Origin of the sequence: Sorangium sp. So ce362 (assembly GCF_051519845.1) — a bacterium.
GTDB lineage: Bacteria > Myxococcota_A > Polyangia > Polyangiales > Polyangiaceae > Sorangium.
Map to the genome: position 1 here is coordinate 819,192 of NZ_CP150332.1, position 15,660 is coordinate 834,851.

The 15,660-nt window shown below is 69.9% G+C and carries 10 protein-coding genes; all 10 read left to right on the top strand.

Annotated features, from left to right (window positions below; all coding sequences use genetic code 11):
* Positions 1-479: 479 nt before the first annotated feature.
* Positions 480-1,679 (top strand): alpha/beta fold hydrolase, encoded by a 1,200-nt coding sequence (locus tag WMF17_RS03270; protein ID WP_437648042.1) that lies wholly within the window; start codon positions 480-482, stop codon positions 1,677-1,679.
* Positions 1,680-1,898: 219 nt separating this feature from the next.
* Positions 1,899-4,823: an MXAN_6577-like cysteine-rich protein gene (locus WMF17_RS03275; protein ID WP_437648044.1), complete on the top strand. Its 2,925-nt coding sequence runs from the start codon at positions 1,899-1,901 to the stop codon at positions 4,821-4,823.
* A 111-nt stretch (positions 4,824-4,934) separates the two neighbouring features.
* Positions 4,935-7,433 (top strand): MXAN_6577-like cysteine-rich protein, encoded by a 2,499-nt coding sequence (locus WMF17_RS03280; protein ID WP_437648046.1) that lies wholly within the window; start codon positions 4,935-4,937, stop codon positions 7,431-7,433.
* 501 nt (positions 7,434-7,934) lie between these two features.
* Positions 7,935-9,056, top strand: coding sequence for a hypothetical protein (locus tag WMF17_RS03285; protein ID WP_437600520.1), 1,122 nt, complete (start codon positions 7,935-7,937; stop codon positions 9,054-9,056).
* Positions 9,057-9,302: 246 nt separating this feature from the next.
* The gene (locus WMF17_RS03290) at positions 9,303-9,659 is read left to right on the top strand and encodes an NADH-quinone oxidoreductase subunit A (RefSeq protein WP_437600521.1); all 357 of its coding nucleotides are present in this window, start codon (positions 9,303-9,305) and stop codon (positions 9,657-9,659) included.
* Entirely contained in the window at positions 9,647-10,231 is a 585-nt protein-coding gene (locus tag WMF17_RS03295) for an NADH-quinone oxidoreductase subunit B (RefSeq protein ID WP_437600522.1), read from the top strand. Before WMF17_RS03290 ends, WMF17_RS03295 begins: the two co-directional genes overlap by 13 nt.
* Complete coding sequence (locus WMF17_RS03300; RefSeq protein ID WP_437600523.1) at positions 10,228-10,908, top strand: NADH-quinone oxidoreductase subunit C; 681 nt, start codon at positions 10,228-10,230, stop codon at positions 10,906-10,908. The genes WMF17_RS03295 and WMF17_RS03300 overlap by 4 nt, the downstream gene beginning before the upstream one ends.
* A gap of 3 nt (positions 10,909-10,911) precedes the next feature.
* A complete protein-coding gene (locus WMF17_RS03305; RefSeq protein ID WP_437600524.1) occupies positions 10,912-12,126 on the top strand; it encodes an NADH-quinone oxidoreductase subunit D in 1,215 nt (404 codons plus the stop codon).
* Between the two features lie 69 nt (positions 12,127-12,195).
* Complete coding sequence (locus WMF17_RS03310) at positions 12,196-13,890, top strand: 2Fe-2S iron-sulfur cluster-binding protein (RefSeq protein ID WP_437600525.1); 1,695 nt, start codon at positions 12,196-12,198, stop codon at positions 13,888-13,890.
* Positions 13,887-15,653: a complex I subunit 1/NuoH family protein gene (locus WMF17_RS03315; protein WP_437600526.1), complete on the top strand. Its 1,767-nt coding sequence runs from the start codon at positions 13,887-13,889 to the stop codon at positions 15,651-15,653. The genes WMF17_RS03310 and WMF17_RS03315 overlap by 4 nt, the downstream gene beginning before the upstream one ends.
* Positions 15,654-15,660 lie beyond the last annotated feature (7 nt).

The following is a 15,660-nucleotide window of genomic DNA, read 5'->3' on the forward strand; positions in this document are numbered from 1 at the left end:
GCACCGGGGCTCTTACGGAACCCTGTCCACTTCTCTCTTCTCCCTGGTCTTCTCCGTGGTCTTCTCCGTCCGATGCGACGCGCATGCCACGCCCCGGGCCGGCAGGGCTGGAACCTTTGTGCACGCCTGCGCTGAAGGCTTCGCGCGGCTCGCCGCCTGGTTTCTGGACACACGGCCATGCCACCGCGCGATGCGATGAGGGGCAAAACAAGCCGCCGCCGACATGTGCTTCCGTCAACGGTACTCGTTGCGTGCCCGCTACGCGATCGAAGCGGCGGAGTCGAGTCGAGCGCCGTGTGTGATTTTCTCGCGCGCTGAGAGCAACGATCGTGAAACAGCCTGTTCACATGGATTCGTGATCATCCGGATCCGCGAGCGGTAAGCGGGCTCAGCAAGCGGCTGACCTGCGCTCCGTCCTCGCGCCAAACTTGTCGAGATTGCTCGCATGCGAGAACGGCGGAAGCGGGTAGATTGGGCGTATGGTCTGGACATTCGGGGCTTACCTCCTGGTCGCGCTGGCCCTCGTGGTGCTGGGGGCGATCGGGCTGTGGGCGCACCTCTTTTACTGGGTCAAGCGGCTGACCTTCCCGCTCGAGTACAGCGTGGAAGAGGTCCTGCGGACCGAGGACGGCGCGCCGATCGAGATCCGCCGCGTCCCGGTCCCGCCCGGTGCGGCGGTGCAGCCGGACCTGCCGCCGATCCTCCTGGTCCACGGGATCGCCGCGAACCATAGAAACCAGGACATCCACCCCGATTACTCGCTGGCCCGACACCTCGCCACGCTGGGACGCGACGTGTGGCTGCTGACCTTGCGGAGCGGCCGCCTCCTCACCCGCCTTGAGCGCCGCAGCGTCCGCTTCTCGGCCATGGTCCGGTACGATCTGCCCTGCGCCTTCGACGCCATCCTGAAGCGCACAGGCGCCCGTTCGCTCGACTATGTCGGCTTCTCGATGGGCGGCATGCTCCTCTATGCCGCGCTGGGCCGGAGCGTGCCGGAGGGTCGGGTGCGCCGCGTCGTCGTCGTCGGGTCTCCGGGCCGCTTCACCACGCCGACGCGCCTCATGCGCTTTCTGCCGGGCCGGCTGCTCCCGGGCGTGCCGCTCCGCTTCATGGCACGCAGCGTCGCGTTCGCCTCGGAGTGGCTGCCGACGCCGATTCACCACGCTGTTGCCAATCCGCGCAACGTGCCCCCCGGCGTCACGCGGCTCGCGCTCGTCAACTGCATCGAGGACATCCCCGCTGCGCTGAACGCGGACTTCGCCGCCTGGCTGGCGAGCGACGGAGAGATCCGCGTCGACGGAGAGAGGGTCCTCGACGGCCTCGCGTCCGTCGCGGCGCCGGCCCTGTTCATCGCGGGCAGCGCCGACAGGATAGCCCCCGTCTCGTCGGTGCGCGCCGCGTTCGACGCGTGGGGGCGCGAGCACCCGGAGACGCCGAAGCGGTTTCTCGTGCTCGGGCGCGATTTCGGGGCGCGGGAAGATTACGGACACGGCGACCTGGCTGTAGGCGCCTATACCGGTGTCGAGCTCTTCGAGCCGATCGCCCGCTTCCTCGGCCCGGAGCGGCAGCCCGAAGACGCGCCGGGGCCCGAGACGGGCGCTCCGGCGCTGGAGGCCATCCAGGCACGTCAACCGACCTCCGACGAGGCCGAGCCGCTGCCGGACGTCCCGGCCGCGTGACGCCTGTGTCCCGCGCGGTCGCCTCACGTATTCCGCCGGGCCGCTCCTCGTGCGCGGCCCGAGCGCTCCATCTCACCTAGGCCCGTCCGAGTGCGTGGAGGTCGAACGAGCGCGCGCCCCATGCGCGGTGATCCCTGATTGCAGAGCGAAAGCGAAGAGGCGTACCCTCGGAGTGCCTCAAAGCCACAAGGTGACCGGGGTATCCGCCAAAGGAAGTTCATGAGTCAACCCGGATTGCGCTCCAGGTTCGATCTGTCGTCCACAGCGCTCCGGCTGACGGCAGCTGCCCTCCTCGTCTGCTCTGCGTCCTGCGCGCAGGAAGTCAGCTCGAACATCTCGTGCGATGACGGCCTCGCGCTGTGCGGCGGCGCGTGCACCGACACGCAGGCCGATCCCGGCAACTGCGGCGACTGCGACAGCGTCTGCGCGAGCGGGCAGCGGTGCGAGGCGGGCGAGTGCGTCGGCGCGGACGACGGAGCCGGCGGGAGCGGCGCGGGCGGCGGCGATGACCTCGGATCGAGCGGGACCGGCGGGGCGCTGTGCGCACCCGGCCTCGCGCTGTGCAGCGGGGACTGCGTCGACCTCGACATCCACCCGCATCATTGCGGGGGCTGCGGCCAGGCGTGCCCGATCGGGCAGCCGTGCGAGCACGGCGCCTGCCGCTGCGACGCCGGCCTCGCGGCGTGCGACGGCGGCTGCGCGGACCTGTCGAATGATCCGCTGCATTGCGGGAGCTGCGAGGTCCGGTGCGCCTTCGACCAGACGTGCATGGACGGGGCGTGCCTCTGCAACGAGGGCCTCACGGACTGCGACGGCAGGTGCGTCGTTCTGGCGAGCGACCTGGCGCACTGCGGCGCGTGCGGCGCGGCGTGCGACGCGGGGCTGGTCTGCCAGGCGGGCACGTGCACCTGCGTCGTTGGCGAGCACGAGGACATCGGCTCGACGGTCCCGCAGGTCGTGAGGGGCACAACGCTCGACGCAGGCACCTATTTCGGGCTCGCCTGCGTGGCCGCCGGCTCGACCGAGGTCGTCTACAGGTTCAGGGCGGAGGAGCTCGGCAGGTACAGGTTCGATACCGCCGGGTCGAGCTACGACACCGCCATCGCCGTCCTCGGCTCCGCCGTCTGCGACGAGCTCGCGTGCAACGACGAGCGCGGGGACGCCGAGGCGGCCGTCTCGGTGGTCCTCGATGAAGGGGAGGAGGTCCTCGTCGTCGTGTCGGGCTACAACGGCGCGCAAGGCGACTTCGTTTTGAGCATCGACCGGGCGGCGCCGCCGGTCTGCCCGGTGGGCAACATCGATCCGACTCTCCCGCAGGCGGTCAGCGGCGACACCTGGATGCGCGACGATGCCCTCGTGCCGAGCTGCGGCTCGCTCGACACCCCCGACGCGAGCTACACGTTCACCGCGCCGCACGCCGGCAGGTACATCTTCGACACGGCCGGCTCCTCGTACGATACCGTCCTCGAGCTGCGCAACGGGACCTGCACCGGCTCGGTGATCTCCTGCAACGACAACATCTCGGCGGGCACGACGTCGCGCATCGTCACGAACCTCACCGCGGGCCAGACGGTGGTCGCGATCGTCGATGGCGTCGCCGGCGAGTCGGGGCCATTCACGCTCAACGTCACCGAGTACGCGGGGCCGTCGTGCCCGGAGCTCGTTCTCGGCACCACGTTCCCGCAGCGGGTGACGGGCACCACCGCGATCCTGGATCGCGAGAGCGCCCTCTCGGCGTCCTGCGGCAGCGGCGCCGGCCCCGAGGTCACCTATGCGTTCACCGCGCCGGCGGACGCGCTCTACACCTTCGACACCTTCGGCTCCGCCTTCGACACGGTCCTCCACCTCCGCGACGGCACGTGCAGCGGGCCGAGCCTCGGGTGCAACGACGACTCGTCCGACCTGCAATCGCAGGTGAAGGCGCTGCTCGAAGAGGGGCAGACGATCGTCGTTGTCGTGGACGGCTTCAGCAGCTCGGCCTCCGGCGCCTTCACGCTCAACGTGAGCCAGACCATGGCCCCTCCGTGCCCGCAGATCGATCTCGGGTCGACGGCGCCTCAGACCGTGACCGGGACGACCGTGGAGGCGGTGGACATCCTGCGCCCGACCTGCGGCAACGCCGGCGGCCGCGAGGCGACCTACAGCTTCACCGCGCCAGTGACCGGCACGTACATCTTCGACACGTTCGGATCGAGCTTCGACACGACCCTCTCCGCGCTCGAGGGCACCTGCTCCGGGGCCACGATCCGATGCAACACCGACGCGGCGGGAGGCCAGCAGTCGCGGCTGACGCTGGAGCTCGAGGAGGAGCAGACGATCCTCCTCCTCGTGGACGGCGGTTCGGCGAGCGCGTCGGGCGATTTCACGCTCAACGTCGATCGGTTCGCCGGCGGCGGGATCTGCTCGGCGCCCATCGATCTCGGCTCCCGCTTCCCGCAGGTCGTCACGGGGAGCACCGTGGAGCAGCCCGAGTCGGTCACCCCGACCTGCGGCTCCTCGAACGCTCCAGAGATGATTTACAGCTTCACCGCGCCGGACCGCGGGACGTACATGTTCAATACGTTCGGCTCGAGCTTCGACACGATCCTCCAGATCTTGAATGGGAGCTGCGGGGGGACGTCGCTCGGGTGCAACGACGACTCGGGCGGTCTGCAGTCGCGTGTCTTCGCCGATCTGGCCGCCGGTCAGACCGCCTTCATCGCCGTCGACGGTCGCGACACCAGCGCCGGCGACTACGTGCTCCAGGTGGACCGGTTCCTCGGCCCGGGGACCTGCTCGACGGCGATCGACCTCGGATCGGAGCTGCCGCTCACCAGGACCGGCACGACGTCGAACCATCCCAACTCGGTGGCGCCGAGCTGCGTGACCGGAGCGAACGCTCCTGAAATGGTGTTCACCTACACCGCCCCGGTCAGCGGCAGGTACGTCATCGACACGATCGGCTCGTCGTTCGATACCGTCCTTCACGTGCACACGAGCGGCTGCAGGGGCCTCGAGCTCGGCTGCAACGACAGCTCGGGCGACTCCGGAGCGTCACGGCTCATTCGAAGGTTCAACGCCGGTCAGGTCATCACCGTGGTCGTCGACGGATACGGCGCGGCGTCGGGCAACTTCACGCTGCACATCTCCCCCGCCGATCCGTGAGAATGCGCCGCGCGCCCCCGCCCGTTGCGGATACCTCGGCCATGGGCGTATTCTGGGATGCGACTCGTTATCCGCTCCGCCTCGAACGGCCAGGTACCCCCAAGGATGGATATGAACAGACCCGGATTGCGCCCCAGGCCCGCCCTGTCGTCCGCTGCGTTGCTCCTGGTCGCAGGGGTTGTCCTGGCGGCGTCCTGCGCCGAGAGCTCCAACGCGCCGAACCCGTGCACGGACAGGCAGTCGCAGTGCGGAGGCCTGTGCGTCGATATCCAGACGAGCGATGAGCATTGCGGCGGATGCGGCAACGTCTGCGAGGCGGAGCATCGCTGCGCGGAGGGCCGCTGCGTCGAGGACGACGACCTCGGAGAGGGCGGGGGGACCGACGGGTGCAGCGAGGGCTGGGCCGAATGCGGCGGCCGCTGCGTGGACCTCGAGGCCGACCCGCGGAACTGCGGCGATTGCGAGGTCCGGTGCGCGGCGGAGCAGGTCTGCGAAGACGGCGCCTGCGCCTGCGCCGCCGGCCTCACGGAGTGCGCCGGCGCCTGCGTGGACGTGCTGAGCGACAGGACCCACTGCGGTACCTGCGCGTCCAGCTGCTCGCCCGCCCAGCTGTGCGTCGAGGGCGCCTGCTCCTGCTCCGAAGGTCTCACGGACTGCGGCGGCTCGTGCGCCAACCTGCAGACGAGCGAGCAGCACTGCGGCGCCTGCGGGGTCGCGTGCGAGCGAGGGGCGTCCTGTCAGGAAGGCGCCTGCTCCTGCGTCATCGGCACGCACGACGTGATCGACGACTCGTTCCCGCAGACCGTGATGGGGACCACCGTCGCGGGCGAGGCGAACTACGGGCTCGCGTGCGTGGCGGCCGGCTCGTCGGAGCGGGTCTACCTCTTCACGCCCGCCGAGGCGGGGAGATACACGCTGGACACCTTCGGATCCAGCTTCGATACGGCCCTTGGCGTGGTGGGGGCGACCACCTGCGCTCAGCTCGCCTGCAACGATGACAGCGGGAGCCCCCAGTCCAAGGTCCGCGCGGTCATCGGGGCGGGTGAGCCGGTCTTGATCGTCGTGACCGGCTTCGACGGATCGGATGGCGACTTCACGCTCCACCTGTCGAAGGCCGGGCCGCCGGTCTGCCCTTCGGGGGACGTCGGCGACGCGCTCCCGAAGACCTTCACCGGCGACACCGACCTGCTCGGCGACGCCATCACGCCGAGCTGCGGCCACACGGGCGGCCCCGACGCGAGCTATACCTTCACGGCGCCGGCAGACGGGAAATACGTATTCGATACCTTCGGCTCCGAGTTCAACACCATCCTGGAGCTGCAAGACGGCGGGTGCAATGGTGAGGTGCTCGCCTGCAACGACGACTCGCGAGAAGGGTCGCAGTCGCGCGTCGCGGTGGATCTCCACGCCGGTCAGACGATCGTGGCCGTCGTCGATGGATTCGAGACCGCGGGGGGGCCCTATAAGCTGAACATCGCCGCGTGGGAGCCGCCCCCGTGCCCCATGCTGGATCTTGGCTCGACCTACCCGCAGTCGGTGACGGGCAACACGTCGGGCCTCGACAACCACCTCGAGTCGCCCTGCGCCATGAGCGACAGCCCCGAGGTCAGCTACAGCTTCACGGCCCCCATCGACGGCCGGTATACATTCGACACGATCGGGTCGAGCTTCGACACGGTGCTCCACGTTCACGACGGCAGCTGCACGGGCCCCTCCCTGGGCTGCAACGACAACGGGATGGCCTCGTCCCAGGCGGTGGTGGCAACGCCGCTCTCGGCGGGACAGACAGCGTATGTGGTCGTGGAAGGCGCGTCCGGTGACTCCGGCGCCTACAAGCTCAACGTGAGCGGCATCCCGGCGCCCCCGTGCCCGGCGAACGAGCTCGAGCCGGCCGTCCCGCTGGTCGTGACGGGGACGACCGACGGCCTCGGCGACTTCGTGATCGCGCCCTGCGGCGTGCCCGGCGGCGCCGAGGCGACCTACAAGTTCGTCGCCCCGGTCGATGGAGTCTATGTCTTCGATACGTTCGGCTCGAGCTTCGACACGGTCGTTCACGTGCACGACGGCACGTGCCGTGGCCCGTCGCTCGGTTGCAACAACAACACCACGGGCCCCCAGTCGCGGGTGGCGGTGCCGCTCGTCGCGGGGCAGGAGACCGTCGTCGTGGTCGATGGCTCCGGGCCGGCCGCCTCGGGCACGTTCACGCTCAACATCAACCTGTTCGACGCCGAAGCCACCTGCGCGAAGCCCATCGACCTCGGCTCGACGGTCCCGCAGACCGTGTCGGGCTCGACGTTGCTCCAGCCGAACTCCGCCGCGCCGAGCTGCACGACGTCGAGCGGCAACGACCGGGTCTACCGCTTCACCGCGCCGGCGGACGGGACGTACATCATCGACACGGTGTCCTCGACCTTCGACACCGTCCTCCACGTGCACGACGGCGACGGATGCACCGGCACCGAGCTCGCATGCAACGACAACGCGAGCGCGTTCGCCTCGCGGGTGAGCGTGACCCTCACCGCGGGCCAGGTGATCACGATCATCGGCGACAGCCGGCCGTCCTCCTCCGGCAACCTCGTGCTGCACATCAACGCCGAGCCCGAGCCCTAGACCCGGCCTGGCCGGTCGGGGATCGACCCGGAGGAGGAACCGCCAAGGCGCCAAGAGCGCCAGGAGACAAGAGAGCTGGAAAAATCTCTTCTTGGCGTCCTTGGCGCCTTGGCGGTTGATTTCCCTCTCCTCTGAGAACCATTGCTGGCCCGCGTCGAACAGAGCCGGGGTGGGGATCGGCTCATGCGACGCTCGCCGGCGGCGCGCCCTCGACCGGTTCGGCCCTTGGCCCCGGGGGGTGAGGTGTCTGGCTGGGCCGGGCCGCCCGCTGCGCCGCCTCGGCCGAGGGGCAAGCGGAAAAGGCGAAGCTCGAGGCGCGGTGGGGGCAGGTGGACCGGCGTGGCGCGATGGATGACGGATGGCGGCGGCGGCCCGCGATGCGCGTGCGCGATGCGCGTTCCCTAGGAGTTTTCTTGAGAGAAGCGCGCGCCCGTGCGAGTCTCGCCCCCTGGGACACGCGTCCGTCATCCGGGACGCGCCCCCTGTGATCCGGGTCGAATCATGCCAAAGGAACGCGTGTTCTCCCTCGATGCCGTCCGGACCGACGGCTGGTTCGAGCGCATAGGCGACGGCATCGGCAGCTTCCAGGCGCTCTGTGAGATCGTGGGCGAGGCGTTCTTTGCCTTCTCGATGATTACCGGCGCCCGCATCACGGCGCTCACCGTCGACCGCCGCAACCCGGACAACACGCTTGTCGACTTCGTTATCGCGCCGCCGGGCGAGGAGGAGATCGACGGCGACGTCCAGCGGCTCACGCTCGCCGACTTCCGCCACCGCCTCGTCGGCGCCCTCCTCACGGAGGACACGACGCCGCAGGCCCCCGAGCGCGACACCGACCTCGAGGGCATCCAGCTCCACATCGGCGTCCGCTACCTGCTGCTCGCCCCGCTCTACGGCTACAGCCTCCGCAAGCTCTCGGTCGAGGGGAAGACCTCGCGCCTCCTCTTGCTGCGCGACGGCATCGAGGAGACGCACGAGCTCAACGAGTTCCGCGCCCGCATCCGCTCGCACGTGCGCGACGAGCTCGAGCGCGCCTCGGCCGGCGCGCGCTCCGCCATCGACCTCACCAAGGTCGCGGAGGCCGAGGTCGCCTCGCAGCGCGGCGACTTCCCGAAGGTGATCCAGCTGCTCGGCACCTGGCCGGCGCCGCTCGCGATCTTCCTGCGCACCCCCGAGGGGCAGATGCTCACCCCGGACGCCCGCAGCCTGATCGCCAAGGGGCTCGGCCTGCTCGGCACCGCGTGCGTCAAGCTCGGCGAGGAGCACCAGGGCGAGGAGGTCATGCGCCTCGCGGTCCAGTACGCGCACGACGGGGCCGCGGCGGGCGACATCTTCCGCCGGCTGGGCGAGGCCATGCTCGAAGACGGCCGGGCGGGCGAGGCCATCGGCCCCCTCCGGCGCGCCGCGAACCTCGGCGCCCCGCCGAAGCACATCTGGCCGCTCCTCGCGCGGGCGTTCGTGCACCGCAAGAAGTACGTGGCCGCGCTCGCCTGCGTCCGCGAGGCGCGGAGCGTCGGCGTGGCGGACGCCGAGATGGTGGAGGAGATCCGGGAGATCGAGGCCAGCCTGGGGACGGCGCTCACCGCGTGGAGAGGGCTGGTCCTCGTGGCGAACCGCTCCTAGGGTTACGGCCCCGCCGGTTGACCGACCGCCTCCATTGACACCCCCGCGGCGGCCGACTAGATCCGGCGCGGATTAAGCCGGGATCGCTCGGATTTTTGCTGTTTCAGGCAGCAATCGCCGCGTCGCTCTCACCTTGTTGGTCTGCATGGTTCGGGGCCGCGGGCCCTGAGGTCTCGCCCGAGACGCCGCGCGCCGCGGCGAGGCGGTCGACCCTCCCCGGGGCCGACCCGTAGGAGTGCTCTCTCGATGGCCACCTACATCCCCTTGTTCCTGCTGTTTCTCGTCGCCGCGGTCATCGCGCTCGCGATGTTCACGCTGACGTCGTTCCTCGGTCCGAGGAACCCGACGCCCGAGAAGATGATGCCGTACGAGTGCGGCAGCGACTCGACGGGCGGGCGATTCGTCAAGCCGAGCGTGAAGTTCTACCTGACGGCGATCCTCTTCGTCGTGTTCGACATCGAGGCGGTGCTCATCTACCCGTGGACGGTCCAGTTCCGCTCCCTGGGGTGGACGGGCCTCGCGACGATGAGCTCGTTCGTCGCGATGCTCGTCGTCGTGCTCGTGTACGTGTGGAAGAAGGGAGCTCTGGAATGGGAGAAGTGAAGGGCGGAGGCTCCTCGACGCGGGTGTTGGAGGGCTCCGAGCACGGGTTCGCGACCACGCGCCTGGACGCTTTGCTCAACTGGGCGAAGAAGTACTCCCTGTTCCAGTACCCGTTCGTGACGGCCTGCTGCGGCATGGAATACATGGCCATGGCGAGCCCGCGCTTCGACATGGCGCGGTTCGGCGCCGAGGTGCCGCGCTTCTCGCCGCGCCAGGCCGACCTGCTCTGGGTGGTGGGGACCATCAGCCAGCGCCAGGCGCCCGCGCTCCGGCGCATCTACGAGCAGATGGCGGACCCGAAGTGGGTGCTCGCCTTCGGCACGTGCGCCTCGTGCGGCGGCTTCTACGACAACTACACGACCGTCGCCGGCATCGACAAGATCATCCCCTGCGACGTCTACGTGCCGGGGTGCCCGCCGCGCCCCGAGGCGGTGCTCGACGGCCTCTTGCTGCTCCAGGACAAGATCGCGCGCGGCGACCGCGCGCCGGCGATCGTCAAGCCACGCGAGGACCCGGCGCAGACCGCGGAGCGCCTCGTCACCCTCCAGCGCAAGGAGCGGAGCCAGCCATGAGCAAGAAGGTCCTCGAGATCCTCACGGCGCAGTTCCCCGGCGCCGTCCTGGAGACGCACTCGCAGTTCGGCGACGACACGGCCGTGCTCGACCCGGCGGTGTGGCGCGACGCCGCCCTCTTCCTCCGCAACGACCCGCGGACCCGGATGAACATGTTCATCGACCTCACGGCGGTCGACTACCTCTGGCGCGGCGACGTGCCCCGCTTCGAGGTGGTCTGCCACCTGCGCTCGCTCGAGAAGAACCACCGCGTCCGGATCAAGGCGCGCGTGGGCGACGAGGAGGGCAACGGCGCCGAGATCGACTCCGTCGTGTCGGTGTGGAAGGGCGCGGACTGGTTCGAGCGCGAGTGTTACGACCTGCTCGGCATCGTCTTCCGGGGGCACCCGGACCTCCGGCGCATCCTGATGTACCCCGAGTTCGAGGGGCACCCGCTGCGCAAGGATTACCCGGCCGACCGCATCCAGCCGCTCATCCCGTTCCGGGAGGTGCCGAACATCGGCAAGCTGCCGCCGTTCGGCCCGGACGAGGGCATGGCCTTCGGCCGCCAGACGCACGACTTCGCGCGGCTCGACCCCGGGACGGGGGCGTCGCTCGAGTCGACCGGCGGGGATGAGGCCGCAAACAACGGCAAACCGCAGGGCATCGGCGTGGGTGCGCTGCAGGAGCGAAGCTGACCGATGGAACCCCTGGATCGCGATCTGGACGAGGCCGCGCTCGATCTGCCGAGCGAGCCGATGCTCCTCAACATGGGGCCGTCCCACCCGGCGATGCACGGCACGGTGCGGATCGTGCTCGAGCTGTCCGGCGAGACGATCAACAAGGCCGACGTGCAGATCGGCTACCTGCACCGCGGCTTCGAGAAGATGTGCGAGCGCGGCACGTGGACGCAGGTCTTCCCGTACGTCGACCGGCTCAACTACGTCTCGCCGATGCTCAACAACGTCGGCTTCGCGCTGGCGGTCGAGAAGATGCTCGGCGTCACGGTCCCCGAGCGCTGCCAGTACTACCGCGTGATCCTCGGCGAGCTGGCGCGCATCTGCGATCACATGATCTGCAGCGGCGCCATGGCCATGGAGCTCGGCGCCTTCACGCCGTTCCTCTACCTGTGCCGTGCGCGCGAGATCTTCTGGGAGATCTTCGAGGAGGAGACGGGGGCGCGCCTGACGCACAGCTTCGGCCGCGTCGGCGGCATGGCGCGGCCGCCCACGCCCGACTTCAAGGCGATGGTGCGGGTGGGCCTCGCGCGCGTGCTCACGCTCATCAGCGACGCCGAGAAGCTCATCCTGAAGAACCGCATCTTCCTCGATCGCCTCGACGGCATCGGGCGGATCTCGCAGGAGGACGCCCTCGCGCTCGGCTGGACCGGCGTCGTGCTCCGGGCGACCGGCGTGCCGTACGACGTGCGCCGCGCGAACCCGTACATGGTCTACGACCGCTTCGAGTTCGACGTGCCGGTCGGCACGCGGGGCGACAACTACGACCGGTTCATGTGCCGCCAGGAGGAGATCCGCCAGGCGGCGAGGATCATCGAGCAGGCGCTCGATCAGATGCCCGACGAGGGCCCGATCAACATCGACGATCCGCGGATCGTGCTGCCGCCGAAGGAGGAGGTCTACACGACCATCGAGGCGACCATCCAGCACTTCAAGATCGTCATGGAGGGCATCAAGGTGCCCGCCGGCGAGTGCTACTCGTACACCGAGGCCGGCAACGGCGAGCTCGGCTTCTACCTGGTGTCCGACGGCAGCGGCACGCCCTACCGCGTCCGCATCCGCCCGCCGTGCTTCGCCACGACGCAGGGGCTCTCCCAGCTCATCACCGGGCTGATGATCCCCGACGTCGTGCCGACCTTCGGCTCCCTCAACATGATCGGCGGGGAGTGCGACCACTAGCGACGGCGCTCCCGTCATCGACCTAAGGAAGCTGGGGCCCCCGCGGCCCCGCCGGGAATCGAGAGCACGATGCCTACGATCAAGATCGACGGAAGGGAGATCCCCTTCGAGAGCGGTGACACGATCATCCGGGCGGCGCACCGCGCCGGGATCGACATCCCCCATTACTGCTGGCACCCGGGCCTCAGCGTCGCCGCCAACTGCCGGATGTGCCTGGTCGAGGTGCTGCCGCCGCCCGGGAGGCCGGCGATGAGCCTCGACATCCTCCGGTGGGACGCGGCGAAGCAGGACTACGTGCCGGCGGCCAAGCCGAAGCTCCAGCCGGCCTGCCAGATGGCCTGCGCGAACGGCATGGAGGTGCTGTCCGACGGCAGCGATCACGTGTCCGAGGCGCGCTCGGCGGTGCAGGAGCTCCTGCTCCTGAACCACCCGGTCGACTGCCCGATCTGCGATCAGGCCGGCGAGTGCCGCCTCCAGGACTACTGGCTCGAGCACCAGCGCAAGGGCAAGCGGATGCACCAGGAGCCGGTCCACAAGCCGAAGGCGGTCACCTTCGGCCCGACCATCGTCTACGACGCCGAGCGCTGCATCGTCTGCACGCGGTGCATCCGCGTCTGCAACGAGCTCGCGCGGGATCCGGTGCTCTCGATCCGCGAGCGCGGCAACCTCGGGGAGATCACGGTCTCGCCGGGGCGCGAGCTCGACCACAACTACACGCTGATGACCGAGCACGTCTGCCCGGTCGGCGCGCTCACGTCGCGCGACTTCCGGTTCAAGGCGCGGGTCTGGTTCCTCCGCAGCGCCCGGACCATCTGCCAGGGCTGCGCGACGGGCTGCAACGCCTACCTCGACTACGATCCGCGCAACAACACGCCGTACCGGCACCGCCCGCGCGAGAACATGGCGGTCAACACGTACTGGATGTGCGACGACGGCATGCTGTCGTACCGGCACGCGGTCGACGGGCGGCTGCTCACGGCGCTCGTCGGCAACGACGACGCGAGCATCGAGGACGCGCTCGCCGCGGCCAAGGAGCAGCTCGGCGGCCACGCCGACGACCCGTCGCGGGTCGCGATCGTCCTGTCGGCCCAGCACTCGAACGAGGACAACTTCGCGCTCTACCACCTCGCCACGACCTACCTCGGCGCGACCGATTTCTTCGTGTCGGGCAGGCCGCTCGGCCAGGGCGACGACATCCTGATCAGCGAGGACAAGAACCCGAACACCCGCGGAGCCGTGCAGATCGCGGCGGTGACCCCGCCGCGCCCGGTCGCGGAGCTGCTCCAGGGGATCGCGTCGGGGCAGTACGCGTACGTCGTCGCCCTCGGGTCGGACCTCGAGGTCGACGCGGGCGAGGCGCAGCGGGCGCTCTCGCGGCTCAAGGGGGTGGTGACGATCGCCGCCCACGAGGGGCCGCTGGCGAAGGCGGCGCGCGTCGCGCTGCCGGCGTGCTCCTGGGCCGAGGCCGAGGGGACGTACGTGAACAGGAACGGCCTGGCGCAGCGGAGTGAGCGGGCGTTGCTCCCGCACGGCGACGCGCGCCCGGCCTGGGAGCTCATCGGCCGGCTCGGGCGCACGCTCGGGTACGAGACCGGGTGGAAGACCCTCGCCGAGCTGCGCCGCGCGATGCCGCCCGGCGCGGTCGCGGGGGCGGGCGCGCCGGCCGCGGTGCTCGGCGCCGCGCCCCCCGCGCACACCGCGGCGGCGACCGCTGTCGCCGACGGGTCGCGCGTCGAGCCGAAGAAGACGGAGGCCACGGCATGACTGTCGTCGAGCTCGTTCTCGCGATCGTGAAGATTCTCATCGTCGTCATGTTCCTGCTGAACATGGCGGCGATCGCCACCTGGGCCGACCGGCGCCAGGGCGCGATGGTGCAGGACCGCGTCGGCCCGAACCGGGCGGTCGTCTACCTGCCGGCCATGATCGTGCGCGGCATCGTGTTCTTCCCGCCGGCGCTGCTCGGGGCGCTCGCCGTGTTCACGGCGACGCGCGCGATGTCCGCGCCGGCCGCCGTCGAGGCGCTGGTGATCGGCGCGCAGTTCGCGGTCTTCGTGACCTGGCTCGGCCTGCTCGTGTTCTGCGCGGCGGCCCGCCGGGGCGGCCCGATCAACGCGGCCGAGGAGGCGCTCGCCCGCTTCGACCCCCGCAGCATCTTCTACGCGGGCGTCATGGCCCACGTGCTGGCCTTCTTCGTCACGCAGGCGGTCCCGCTCTCGGCGGCGCCCACCGCCGCGCGGGTCGTGTGCGTGCTGCTCGGCGCGCTGCTCGTCGTGACGGGCGCGTACACCGCGCTGCGCGTGCCCGAGGGCAAGGTGCCGCTGCGCCTGCTCGGCACGCTCCACGCCGCGGCCGACGCGATCAAGATGATCTGGAAGGAGGACTTCATCCCGCCGAAGGGCGATCGCCTCCTCCACTCGCTCGCGCCGCTGCTCGCGATGTTCCCGGCGCTCGTGACGTTCGCGGTCATTCCCTTCGGCGACAAGCTCTGCTTCGAGGACAACGGCGACGGGGTCTTCGGCTTCGGTGACCTGCCGCTCCTCAAGCGGACGGTCGACCAGGCGTTCACGTGCAGCGGCCACGTCGCGAACCTCCAGGTCGCCGACCTCAACGTCGGCATCCTCTACATCTTCGCGATGGCGGGCACCGGCATCATCGGCGCCGCGCTCGCCGGCTGGGCGAGCGACAACAAGTTCTCGCTGCTCGGCGGCCTGCGCGCCGCGAGCCAGATGGTCAGCTACGAGGTCGCGATGGGCCTCAGCGTCGTCGGGCTGTTCATGATCTACAGCAGCGTCCGGCTCGGCGACATGGTGCAGTGGCAGGCCGAGCACGCGTGGGGGATCTTCGTCCAGCCGTTCGCGTTCTTCCTGTTCCTCGCGGCCCTCGCGGCCGAGACGAAGCGCATCCCGTTCGACCAGCCCGAGGGCGAGAGCGAGATCGTCGCCGGCTACTTCGTCGAGTACTCCGGGATGAAGTTCGGCATGTTCATGACGGGCGAGTACGTGGAGCTCATCACGTCGAGCGCGCTCCTCGTGACGCTCTTCTTCGGCGGCTACCACCTGCCGTTCCTGGACCGCGACGGCATCAACGTCGTCTTCGGCGAGACGGTGCTGTTCCAGTACAAGATGACCCACCTCGCCGTGAGCCTGACGTACGTCCTCGCGTTCTTCGGCAAGACGATCCTCATGACGTGGGTGCAGGTCTTCTTCCGCTGGACGCTGCCGCGCTTCCGTTACGACCAGGTGATGCGGCTCGGGTGGACGAAGCTCCTGCCGCTCACGCTCGTCAACATGATGGTGACGGGCATCGTGCTGCTGGCCGTCGACTCGGCGCCCGAGGGGCTCCGCAGCGGCCTCCAGGTCGCCGCGGACGTCTCCCACGCGGTCGTCGCCGTCGGCGGGTTCGCGGCGGTCGTGGCGCTCATCGCCGGCCTCCTCGAGCCGATCGAGCGCCAGCGCACCCTCGCTTCAACCTCTGCCCGGTTCGCCGCCGCGGCGGGGGGCACCAAGGCGTCGCCGCAGCAGGCGTAGAGGAGGA